General features: G+C 41.4%; 8 protein-coding genes and 1 pseudogene. All 9 read left to right on the top strand.

What is annotated here, in order from left to right:
* Window positions 1–48: 48 nt before the first annotated feature.
* The gene (locus QMA13_RS30860) at window positions 49–798 is read left to right on the top strand and encodes a glycosyltransferase family 32 protein (RefSeq protein ID WP_282943653.1); all 750 of its coding nucleotides are present in this window, start codon (window positions 49–51) and stop codon (window positions 796–798) included.
* A gap of 9 nt (window positions 799–807) precedes the next feature.
* The gene (locus tag QMA13_RS30855) at window positions 808–2001 is read left to right on the top strand and encodes a glycosyltransferase (RefSeq protein ID WP_282937465.1); all 1194 of its coding nucleotides are present in this window, start codon (window positions 808–810) and stop codon (window positions 1999–2001) included.
* Between the two features lie 45 nt (window positions 2002–2046).
* Complete coding sequence (locus tag QMA13_RS30850) at window positions 2047–3081, top strand: glycosyltransferase family 2 protein (protein ID WP_282937464.1); 1035 nt, start codon at window positions 2047–2049, stop codon at window positions 3079–3081.
* Window positions 3082–3125: 44 nt separating this feature from the next.
* A pseudogene (locus QMA13_RS30845) lies at window positions 3126–4285 on the top strand (polysaccharide pyruvyl transferase family protein).
* Between the two features lie 17 nt (window positions 4286–4302).
* Entirely contained in the window at window positions 4303–5499 is a 1197-nt protein-coding gene (locus QMA13_RS30840) for a glycosyltransferase (RefSeq protein ID WP_282937463.1), read from the top strand.
* Window positions 5500–5527: 28 nt separating this feature from the next.
* Window positions 5528–6685 (top strand): glycosyltransferase, encoded by a 1158-nt coding sequence (locus tag QMA13_RS30835; RefSeq protein WP_282937462.1) that lies wholly within the window; start codon window positions 5528–5530, stop codon window positions 6683–6685.
* Between the two features lie 18 nt (window positions 6686–6703).
* A complete protein-coding gene (locus tag QMA13_RS30830) occupies window positions 6704–7891 on the top strand; it encodes a glycoside hydrolase family 88 protein (RefSeq protein ID WP_282937461.1) in 1188 nt (395 codons plus the stop codon).
* A gap of 90 nt (window positions 7892–7981) precedes the next feature.
* On the top strand, window positions 7982–9544 hold the full coding sequence (locus QMA13_RS30825; protein WP_282937460.1) for a lipopolysaccharide biosynthesis protein: 1563 nt from the start codon (window positions 7982–7984) through the stop codon (window positions 9542–9544).
* Between the two features lie 530 nt (window positions 9545–10074).
* Entirely contained in the window at window positions 10075–11904 is a 1830-nt protein-coding gene (locus QMA13_RS30820; RefSeq protein WP_282937459.1) for a polysaccharide biosynthesis protein, read from the top strand.
* Window positions 11905–11918 lie beyond the last annotated feature (14 nt).

The raw sequence follows: 11918 nt of genomic DNA, 5'->3' as shown, positions 1-11918 counted from the left end.
GAGAATTAATTCGTCTGAATATAAAGACAAAAGGAGGGACACAAAGTGATCGCAAATCACCATCCAACCCGTCAAATCCCGAGAGTCATTCACTATTGCTGGTTTGGCGGTAAAGAGAAGCCTGAAATGGTTCGACGATGCCTACAGACCTGGCAGAGCCACCTGCAAGGCTACGAAATTTTTGAATGGAATGAAGAAACCTTTGATATCAACAGCAATCTATACATAAAGCAGGCTTATGATGCAGGTAAATTCGCTTTTGTCAGCGATTATGTAAGGGTCCATGCATTGTATCATTTTGGCGGTATTTATCTGGACACGGATGTGGAGGTTTTCAAGCCCTTCGATGATCTGCTGCATCATGCATCGTTCTGGGGATTCGAGCAGGAGAATTACATCGCGACAAGCACGATAGGCGCAGCCAAAGGAAATAAGCTCGTTCAACGCTTCCTTGAATCTTACGATGGCAAGACCTTTATTAAAGAGGATGGCACCCAAGATGATTTGACTAATGTCGCCATCGTAACGAGAATGCTGGAGGAGCTTGGACTGAAGCCCAATGGAGAGTATCAGGAGATGGAAGGAATAGGTGTCTTTTATCCCCAAACGTATTTTTCACCTTACGACTATATTAATTGCCGCAAATTTATAACGGAAAATACATATGCAATGCATCTATTTCATAAAAGCTGGTTATCTCCCAAGGCGAGACTTAAAAGCAAGGTGAAAACGATAGCAGCCCAATGGATTGGCGGGGACAATATTGCAAGGCTGAGGAAACTGGTCTCAAAAATGTAGGGGGTCACAATGAAGAACATACTTATTGCCTCCTACGATATGGAGGTCGGAGGAGTAGAACGAAGCCTTGCCAGCATGCTGGAGCATTTCGATTATGAGCATTATTCGGTGGATCTAATGCTTTATAGGCATAAGGGCGATTTTATGAATTTAATTTCTTCTAGCGCCAACCTCATTGAAGAAATCCCGGAGTATGCGACGTTTCGCAAATCGATCGCGGAGATCCTCAAAGATAGGCAGTATCGAATCGGCTTGTCACGAATTGCTTCTAAGCTGAACGCGGAGCTTCTGGGGAAGATTCGCAAATTTACCGAGCCGGGCTATTATCAAATGCAGCTGATGTGGAAGTATGCGCTGCCGTATTTGCCCAAGCTGGAAAAGCAATATGATGTGGCGATCAGCTATTTGTGGCCTCATTATTTTGTAGCTGAGAAAATTCATGCCCGACAAAAAATAGCCTGGATCCATACCGACTATTCCAATGTAGAAACAGATGTACCGCTGGATCTTCGGATGTGGAATCAGTTCGACCGCATTATCGCGGTTTCCGAGGCTTGCAAAGCTTCATTTCTGGGGAAATACCCCTCACTAGTTTCAAAGGTCATAGTTATAGAGAACATTACATCACCGGAATTTATAAAAACGATGGCTGTCCAGGAAACTGCAGAGCCTATTGAAAGCGATAGCCGGTTTAAAATTATGACGGTTGCCCGATTATCCCATGCCAAAGGGATCGATAATGCGGTTAGAGCTTTGAAGCTTCTAAAGGATAAAGGCTATGATCGGATGGCTTGGTACGTGGTCGGATATGGTGGAGATGAGGAAATGATCCAGCAATTAATCAAGGAGTATCAGCTGGAAGATCAATTCATATTGTTAGGCAAAAAAACGAACCCCTATCCCTATATGAAAGCAGCTGATCTATATGTACAGCCGTCACGCTACGAAGGAAAGGCGGTTACGGTAACAGAGGCTCAAATTTTAGGGAAACCGGTTCTTATCACCAATTACCCAACAGCTGGCAGCCAGGTAGAGAATGAGGTCGACGGATTGATATGCGATTTGAATGTGGAGGGAATAGCCGAGGGCATTGAAAGATTGTATAAGAAGCAGGATATCAGGTCCCAGCTCATTGACAACCTCAAAGATAAGGATTATGGCAATGCCAATGAATTAGATAAGCTGTACCAGCTTATTGGATAAGGCGGTACAGCATAGAGAGATTTTAGTTGCGGAGTGATCAGAGACATGAGTATCAAAGTAAGTGTGATTGTGCCGGTATATAACGCTGAGCAGTATGTAGCTCACTGTGTCGAATCTTTGCAAAACCAGACATTGCAAGAATGCGAGTTTATATTTGTGAATGACGGATCCAAGGATCGAAGCGGGGAAGTTATTGAGGCGTATCGGCAATCGGACCCGAGAATCAAGCTGATCCATCAATCCAATCAAGGGGTTAGCGCAGCCAGGAATGCAGGGTTACAAGAAGCAGTCGGGGAATATATTGGATTTGTCGATGCCGATGATTATGTAGACAAGGATATGTATGAAGTCCTCTACAATACAGCCAAGCAGAGCGACTACGACGTCGTCATCTCCAATTTTGAAAGTGAAATTGAGGGTCATAAAATCATAACGACCTATCCCTTCCCGTTGGATACGGTTCTGAAAAAAGATTATATCGAGCAAGAAATTTTGACTTATTTCCTCAAATCGGATCAATTGAATACGGTCTGCAGCAAATTGTATAAAAACAAACGGATACAGGACTATCAAGTCAAATTTCCCGAAAAAGTAGCTCTAGGGGAAGATGGATTGTTTAATATGCAGTTCTTCCGGCATGCCGACCATATCCAGTACATCAATTATACCGGATATCATTATCGTGAGGTCGTGGGCAGTGCGACAAGAAATATTTTGGAAAAGGACTACTTCAAGCGGGCTTTGGAAGTATACTCCCTGGACATTCCGGATATCTACTTGACTACCCTAGATAAGATGAGAATTCAGCAGCTGCGCTCCATCAAGCTTATCAACAGTGTCATGTCCTATATCTATGTTTATTTCAAATCTTCGAATGAGATCAGTCTTTTTCAAAGATTGAAGTATGTAAATAACATGATCAACGATCCGTGTGTTAGGGAGGCATTGCCCTATTTCTATAGCGAAATGTATACCTCCTTGGGGACTTATGAGAAATTTATTGCCGATATGATTCGAAAAAGATTCACTCTGGGACTATTTGTCGCAGCTACTTACAGCAGAATAAGAAATAAAACCTAGCTGTAATTATTATAACGGAGAGCGTTAGAGGAGGAGCTTAGGAAATGAAGATTATGATGTTTGCCCACGATGGGAGCCTGAACCGGGGATGTGAAGCCATCGTCCGTTCATCCACCCATATTATTAAGGAGAAAATTCAAGGGGCCAAGGTGTACCTGGCGTCGGGAAAGCCGGAGACAGACAAAGTTATCACGAAGTTGGACGGCATATATGACGGGTCTGCCCGCGGAATAAAGAAATATTCCTATGATTGGTTTTTGTCGGCAGTCAAGGTGAAGCTGTTCCAAGATGAAACCTATGCGCTAGGCAAAATCCATAACAATATTGTTAAGCATATTCCTAGCATGGATGTCTGCTTGTCGATAGGCGGAGACAACTATTGCTATGGGGAGCAGCCGGGCTGGTATGAGATAAACCGCAGGGTCAAAGCATCAGGCAAGAAACTCGTGTTATGGGGCTGTTCTATAGGAGAAGAAGACATGTCTGACAGGAAGCTGGAGGATCTTCGTTTGTTTGATCTGATTCTCGCCCGCGAGACGTTGACTTACGATATGCTGGTTGCCAAAGGACTGACGAACGTCAAACTATGTGCCGATTCTGCGTTTACAATGGAGAAGGAGGAGCTGGATCTGCCTGAAGGCTGGCAGGAAGGCAATACAGTAGGGCTTAATTTCAGTCCGCTTGTATGGCAGAAAAACAAGGAATCGCGAGCAGCTGTGAGAGACCTTATTACTCATATTTTGGATACGACAGATATGACCGTTGCGTTAACACCACATGTAATGGAAGGGGGAATAATGATTACGAAGTGCTTCATCAATACTATGAGGAATTCAAGGACAATCAACGAGTTATCCTGCTGCCTAATCATTTGACGGCTATTCAATATAAGGGCTATATCTCCAGAATGAGATTTTTTATCGGGGCGAGGACACATGCTACGATAGCCGCTTATTCCAATTATGTTCCGACAATGGTGCTTGGCTATAGCGTCAAGTCTAAAGGCATATCCAAAGATATTTTCGGGGAAGAAAAATTGGTGCTAAGTATTGATCAAATCTCCAACAGCTCCATGTTAAAGGCAAAGTTCGACGAAATGGTAAATGAAGAGCGGCTCATCCGACAAAAGCTTCAAGCATCGATACCGCGAATAAAGAAAATGTCCTACAAGGCTGTCGAGTATTTAGATAAGCTAGTCCAATAAAAAAAGAGGGGTATAGGATGAAAAAGAACTTACTTTTTGTTATGCCTAGCCTGACAGCAGGTGGCGGAGAGAAAAGTTTGGTCACATTGCTGAGTAAAATCGATTTTAAATACTATAACGTAGATTTGCTGTTGATGGATCACAATGGTCTGTTTATGGAATTTATTCCTAAAGAGGTGCGGCTCCTTTCTTTAACAGGAACCTATCGTGTGTTTACTTTACCACTGTTCCAATCTCTAACTAAATTCATGCTAAAAGGTAACGGAAGGTTATTCTTTAACCGGTTGATGTACTCTCTGAAAAACCGAATCGGAAAAAATGTCTCTCAAAAAGAGCAGTATACATGGAAATACTTAGCGAGGTCGATAGAGCATCTGCCTCATCAATATGATGCAGCGATTGGATTTATGGAAAAAACATCGACTTACTTTTGTGTTGATAAAGTTAATGCGGTCAAAAAACTCGGCTGGGTGCATATCGATTACGACCAACTGGGTATGGACCCGCATTTCGATACGAGGTACTTCAAGCAGTTGGATTATATTGTGACAGTGTCGGAGGAATGTGCGAATATTCTCCGAAATCGATTTCCCGATCAGCAGCACAAGGTGGGAGTTATCTACAACATCGTATCACCGACTATGATTCAACAAATGGCAAACAAGCCGATTCCAGGTGCACTTCGTAAGCGAGGGGATGAAATTGCTATTCTTTCTGTGGGCAGGCTTCATCCTCAGAAAGGATTTGAGATGGCGGTCATGTCATGTAAAAAGCTTATCGATCTCGGGTACAATATCACGTGGAATATTATCGGGGAGGGTGATGAGAGAGGGAAACTGATGGAACTGATAGAGCAAAATCAATTAACGAACCATTTTAATTTACTGGGCTTGAAATCAAACCCATACCCATATATGAAGCAGGCAGATATTTACGCACAAACCTCGAGATTTGAAGGCAAATCCATAGCTATTGATGAAGCCAAAATATTAAATAAGCCGATCCTCGTGACCAATTTTAGTACAGCAAAGGATCAAATTCATGATGGAAAAGACGGCCTCATAGTAGAGATGAACGTAGATGCTATTGTGGAGGGAATAGAGAAGCTGATTATCGATAATGGCTTGAGGAGAAATCTGGAATCCAACTTATCAAAGTTGAAATTAGGTACGGAAGAAGAAATAATTAAGTTCTACGGATTAGTGAGCGGGTGATGGTCATGAAAAAAAGGTTCTCTTTATAATGAACAATATGCGCTGCGGCGGGGCTGAGAAAGCATTGATCTCGCTTTTGGAGACGATAGATTATTCAGCATACGAAGTCGATTTGTTTTTATTCAAGCATGATGGGATATTTATGAACCAAATTCCAAAGTCTGTTCATTTATTGGAGGAGCCTGGGGAATATAAGTACTACGATATGTCTATAAAAACTGCGATCCTTGACTGCTTGCGGAAGGGGAGACCGCATATTGCCTTAATGAGAAGCCTTGCTGGCGTGATTTTTAAAAGCGAAAAAAACAGAGTTCGATGTGAACAGAGAGTATGGAAGTATATATCGAAATCGTTGAAAAACATAGATAAACCTTATGATATTGCCGTAGGATACCTTGAGAAAAGTCCAATTTATTTTTGTATAGACAAAGTCAAAGCACATAAAAAAATCGGATTTATCCATAATGACTACGATAAATTGGGTATGGACCCGGAGCTGGATCGGACTTATTTTGAGAAGCTCGACCATCTGGTTACGGTATCCGAGGAATGTGGCCATATATTGAAGCGCAGGTTTCCGATGTATGAGCACAAAGTAGACGTCATGTACAACATTGTCTCCCCTGCCGCCATATATAAATTAGCGTTGGAGCGGGCTGAATGGAATGAGGCTCCCACAAGGCTGGTTTCGGTTGGGCGATTGAATTATCAGAAGGGCTTCGAGCTGGCTATAGAAACCTGTAAGGAACTGGTGCAAAATGGCTATCCAATCAAATGGTACATCATTGGTGAAGGAGAAGACCGGGGGAAGCTGGAACAGCTGATAGTGGATAACCGACTGGAGGATGCCTTTGTTTTGATGGGTTTGAAAGAAAACCCGTATCCATATATCAAAGATGCAGATATTTATGTGCAGCCGTCGCGCTTTGAGGGGAAATCTATTGCGATAGATGAAGCGAAGATTCTTCATAAGCCCATTGTGGTAACGAATTTCAGTACTGCTAAGGATCAAATTAACGATAAAGAGAATGGTTTAATTGTAGATATGGACTCTACCTCATTATTTTCTGCCATTAGATCCTTGATAGACGATGAAAAGCTGAGAAATACACTTTCGAGCAATTTATCGAGGGAGAAGCTAGGAACCGAATCTGAAATCAATAAATTATACGAGTTATTCGCGTAAAAGGAAAGGACCGATTTCATGCTGATTCAAATAGTAAGTATGTTATTGCTACTTCTCATCGCTGTTGTCATCCTTATCGATATTGTCCCTATCGGAAGGGATTGGGTCAGCAGAATCCATATTGGACGCTACCAGGATAAACAAGTATGGAATAGGTCCATTACAACTAGAGGCATTCGTTGGTTGAATAACACCCCTAAGATTAAAGTAACGGACAATACCCGATTTGTAGCTATAGATATGCTCAGAGGAAATTACACGAAAAGTGCGATTCAACATTGGCAAGAGGCTGCTCTAGTTATGGGACTAGCTGAATATGTGAAGCAAAACAACGATTCAGAAGTAAAGCAGGAAATCACGAAGTTTCTGAGTTCAAAGTTGGATAACCAAGGCCAATGGATCGATAAGCCGAAGCAGGTGGATGGAGCCATCTTAGCTTATTCGATTATGAAGCTTGAATTCATTGATACAGATCGTTACAAGGCAGCATTTGATTATGTTTGGGAGATGATTCAAGATCATAAGGGGCAGGACGGTACAGTAGCTTATCGTAAGTTTATGCAAAGCTACCGGTACGTCGATACGATAGGTTTTATTTGTCCGTTTCTGGTTTCGTACGGTGTCCGCTACGAAAAAGAAGAATGTATTGAATTGGCCGTCAAGCAGATTAAGGCCTATGAAGAAAATGGGATGCTCGAGCATCATTTTATTCCGAGTCACGCATATCAAATTGACAATAAACTGCCTCTTGGGCTGTATGGCTGGGGTAGAGGGCTTGGTTGGTTCTCCATCGGACTTATTGATGCATGGAACGAGCTTCCGGAAGGTCATCCCTATAAAGCGGATCTGGAGGCTAGCATAAAGAAATTCGCCATTGCTGCCAAATCCTTTCAACAGCCATCCGGCAATTGGAGCTGGACGGTAACACGGGGAGAATGCAGGCCGGACTCCTCCACGACGGCTACATTGGGGTGGTTTATGCTCCAGGCATCGAAGATAGAGGAGATTTCACAGATGTGTATGGACAGTGCAGATCAAGCAGTTCGTTATTTGATGCAGGCAACTCGAAGAAACGGTGCGGTCGATTTTTCCCAGGGGGATACGAAGGATATCGGAGTCTACTCCATGCTATTTAATGTGCTTCCGTTTACGCAAGGATTTTGCATCCGATTGATGAATTCCAATACCTTTTCTAAGGTTGGGTGAAATGATGATAAAAATAATGACAAAATACCAAAACGATCTAATGGTTAAAGAATTATATGATTGCTATCCAACTAATAGTTGGGGAAAACCATGAGAACAAAAAATTCGATTATCAATATTTCCGTAGGTTTAGGAAATCAACTTATTATTACTTTGCTTAGTTTCTTTTCACGAACCATATTCATACATACGCTTGGCTTAGAGTACTTAGGGGTCAACGGGCTATTTACTAATATATTAGCCATGCTCTCTTTGGCAGAAGCGGGTATAGGATCCAGTATCGTTTACAACTTATATAAACCTGTGGCAGAAAATGATAAAGAAAAAATTAGAATGTTAATGAAACTGTATAAAAAAGCTTATCTGTACATAGCTTTATTTGTATCAGTTTTAGGGCTAGCCGTAATGCCGTTCCTTTCACTGTTCGTCAAAGATGCTAATGTGGATAATATTCATCTTATCTACCTTGTGTTCTTAATTAATACGGTAGCGCCATACTTGTATTTATATAAAAATTCGTTTTTGAACGTAACCCAAAAAGGCTACATTATTACCGGTATCTATTCGATTTCCTCCATATTGTCTACGTGTCTTAAGATCGTCATATTATATTTCACGCAAAACTACATTTTATATTTATTTATCGATAGCTTCATCACCATAAGTAACAGTATGATCCTTTCCAGAATAGTTGATAAAATGTATCCTTATTTAAAAGAAAAGGTAACCACCAAACTCGATGCCATAACCAAAAACAACATCATCAAAAATGTCAAAGCCATCATTTTGCAAAATGTCGGGAATTATTTCATATTCGGAACCAGCAATATTATGATTTCAACCTTTGTTAGCATTGCAGCGGTAGGATTGTATTCCAACTATAATATGCTGATTGAAATATGCAGAACGTTCATAAATCAAATATTCAACAATATTTATCATAGTGTCGGTAATTTGGTAGCTAAAGAGAGCAAAGAAAAAATTTATAGCGTGTATAAAGTGACCATGTTTCTCAATTTCTGGCTTTATTCCTTCTGTGCTATATTCATGTACGTTATTATTGAGCCATTTATTACCTTATGGATTGGAAAACAATTTATAATGGAAAAGATGGTCTTGATTGTATTAATGGTCACTTTTTATGAACGAGGAATGAGAAATTCGGTTAGTACGGTCAAAACAACAGCTGGTATTTTTCATGAGGATCGTTATGCACCTTTAGTTCAGGCTGTGATCAATCTGGGATTTTCGATTTGGCTTGTTCAAGTCATGGGACTATCGGGTGTATTCATAGGTGCATTGATCAGTGCCGTGCTGGTACCCTTCTGGACGACGCCCTACTTTGTGTATAAAAAAATATTTCAGAAGCCGCTTTGGCATTACTACGGAACCTATGCTTATTATACAGCTATAGGGGTTGGAACTTGTCTGGCGACAAGCTTACTATGCCAATGGTTCTCTGCGGATACGGTCATGATGCTTGTGGTAAAGGTTATCCTCTGTCTAATGGTTCCTAATGTCATATACCTTGCTCTTTTTTACAAAACAGAAGAATTTAAGTATTTATTTGGAATCGTGGAGGGACTCATCAAAAACGTATTAAGAAAAGTAAAGCGTGTTCCAAGTCCGGATATATCCTCCGGTAGCTCGTAAAATGAATGATTATGAGGGAACTGGTAAAATACACACAAACGCTATTGACAAATTCTTTATAAAGAACTAGAATGAGGGTATTAAGCATCATTCAAGCGAACAATCGCTCATTTTTTTTGTTCTAAATGTTCTTTATAAAGAATATTAACAGAAAACCCCTCTTAAAAACGCACAAAACTCTGTTATTTTTCTACTTTTTCCCCTTAAGACCTACTACACGAGAACTATAAACATTCCGACAAAACGAGACAACAATTGCGATCACTAAGAGAGCATCCTATAGAAATTTCTTTTTTTTTTTGCCTCGATGTTCTTTATAAAGAACATGCAAGCCTGTTCCGGTGATATCTCCTAACCGTTATCAAAGGAGGTACTCGACCATGCTGTGGGTTGTTCTAACCTTAGACGCCAGTCGTCAAGGGTGTGGTGAGAGGAGGGGTTAGATGCCCTGCATAACATTAAAGGGTTTAATTATAGGGTCTTTCATGAAGGCCTTATACTTAAGTACTTTATTGAGAGGGTGAACATTTTTGTCATACCATCAAAGGTTGTCGTTATTAATTTTGGTCGATTCTGCCATCGTATTGACATCCATTTTCTTCAGCAGATTCCTATTAGAAGCCGATCTTCATGTCATTACATTACCGTTGGTTGTCAGCTCTATCACGTTGCTGCTCAGTCACCATGTGTTCTCCATGATTTATAAGCTGTACAAAAAAGCTTGGGAATACGCCAGCATTGGAGAGTTAGTCTGTATTTTCAAAGCCATTACACTTTCTGTTGTTTCGGCAGCCTTTATTCAGGAAATTATCGTTCAGGATATTTATGTTAGGCTGCTTGCGGTAACGTGGATGCTTCACATCCTGCTGATTGGAGGCTCGCGTTTCTGCTGGAGGATTGTAAGGGATATTTACATTAAAAAAGATGTCAATAAAAAACGCACTTTAATCGTAGGCGCCGGTTCCGCAGGCATGATGGTTGTTAGACAATTAATTAAAAGTCATGACGCAGAGCTTCTGCCTGTTGCCTTTATCGATGACAACACCAATATTCAGCATCTGGATATTCTGGGTGTGCCTGTCGTTGGCGGCATTGATCAGATTGAAAAAGCTGTAGCGGATCTGCACATCGATAACATTGTTATTGCCATACCATCGCTTGGAAAAAAAGAACTTAACAACATATTCAGGGAATGCGCGAAGACTTCGGCCAAAACGCAAATACTGCCTATGCTGGAGGACATCGTGACCGGCAAGCTGTCGGTGAACCAGTTCCGTGACGTTCAGGTGGAGGATTTGCTTGGCAGAGAACCAATTGAACTCGATATAGACAGCATTTCCGAATACATAACGCAAAAAAGAGTATTGGTAACTGGAGCAGGCGGATCCATCGGCTCAGAGATTTGCCGGCAAATTACTCGTTTTAATCCAAGTCAATTAATCCTGCTCGGTCATGGAGAAAACAGCATTTATTCCATCGAGATGGAGCTTCGGGATAGATGCGGGTTGACGGACATTAAATTTATGACAGAAATTGCTGATATTCAGGATTCGGTAAAAATGATGTCTATTATGAACAAATACCGTCCTCATGTGGTCTATCATGCCGCTGCTCATAAGCATGTTCCGTTAATGGAACGAAATCCGGAGGAAGCGGTCAAGAACAATGTTATCGGAACGATGAATGTAGCCAAAGCGGCGAGCAAGTTCGGAGTAGGCACTTTCGTTATGATCTCAACCGATAAAGCAGTCAATCCGACCAGTGTTATGGGAGCCACCAAGCGGTTAGCTGAGATGATTATTCAGCATATGGATAAGAGCAGCGAGACCAAGTTCGTCGCCGTTCGATTCGGCAATGTGCTCGGAAGCCGTGGCAGTGTCATACCCCGTTTCAAGCAGCAAATTGAAAAGGGAGGACCGGTTTCTGTAACGCATCCGGATATGATTCGTTACTTTATGACGATACCAGAGGCTTCACGTTTGGTTATCCAAGCTGGAGCATTGGCTAGAGGCGGTGAAGTCTTCGTTCTCGACATGGGGGATCCGGTCAAGATCGTCGATCTGGCAAAAAACTTGATCAAGCTCTCGGGTAATTCTGTAGATGATATCGAAATCGTATTTACAGGTGTAAGGCCTGGCGAGAAGCTATTTGAAGAGTTGCTACAAGTCAATGAAATTGAGGAGCAGCAAGTATATCCGAAAATTTATATTGGCAAATCGGCAGATTTGTACATAGAAGAAATCCGTAAAATGATTAACAATTATTCGACCTTGGATGGAGTCATTTTGCGAGAACAGCTGCTTAATTTAGCTAACGGAAACATGATTACAACTTCTAAGAAGTTGATTTCGATTGGTTGATAAGGAGTGGATAA

Source organism: Paenibacillus sp. RC67, assembly GCF_030020805.1.
GTDB lineage: Bacteria > Bacillota > Bacilli > Paenibacillales > NBRC-103111 > Paenibacillus_S.
Note: the sequence above shows the minus strand (reverse complement) of the source record. Positions and strands in the feature narration are given on the sequence as shown.

What these genes read in the sequence shown, in the direction of transcription:
- QMA13_RS30855 (WP_282937465.1), top strand. Translation starts at nt 808, where the DNA reads ATGAAGAACATACTTATTGCCTCCTACGATATGGAGGTCGGAGGAGTA.
- QMA13_RS30850 (WP_282937464.1), top strand. Translation starts at nt 2,047, where the DNA reads ATGAGTATCAAAGTAAGTGTGATTGTGCCGGTATATAACGCTGAGCAG.
- QMA13_RS30840 (WP_282937463.1), top strand. Translation starts at nt 4,303, where the DNA reads ATGAAAAAGAACTTACTTTTTGTTATGCCTAGCCTGACAGCAGGTGGC.
- QMA13_RS30835 (WP_282937462.1), top strand. Translation starts at nt 5,528, where the DNA reads ATGAACAATATGCGCTGCGGCGGGGCTGAGAAAGCATTGATCTCGCTT.
- QMA13_RS30830 (WP_282937461.1), top strand. Translation starts at nt 6,704, where the DNA reads ATGCTGATTCAAATAGTAAGTATGTTATTGCTACTTCTCATCGCTGTT.
- QMA13_RS30825 (WP_282937460.1), top strand. Translation starts at nt 7,982, where the DNA reads ATGAGAACAAAAAATTCGATTATCAATATTTCCGTAGGTTTAGGAAAT.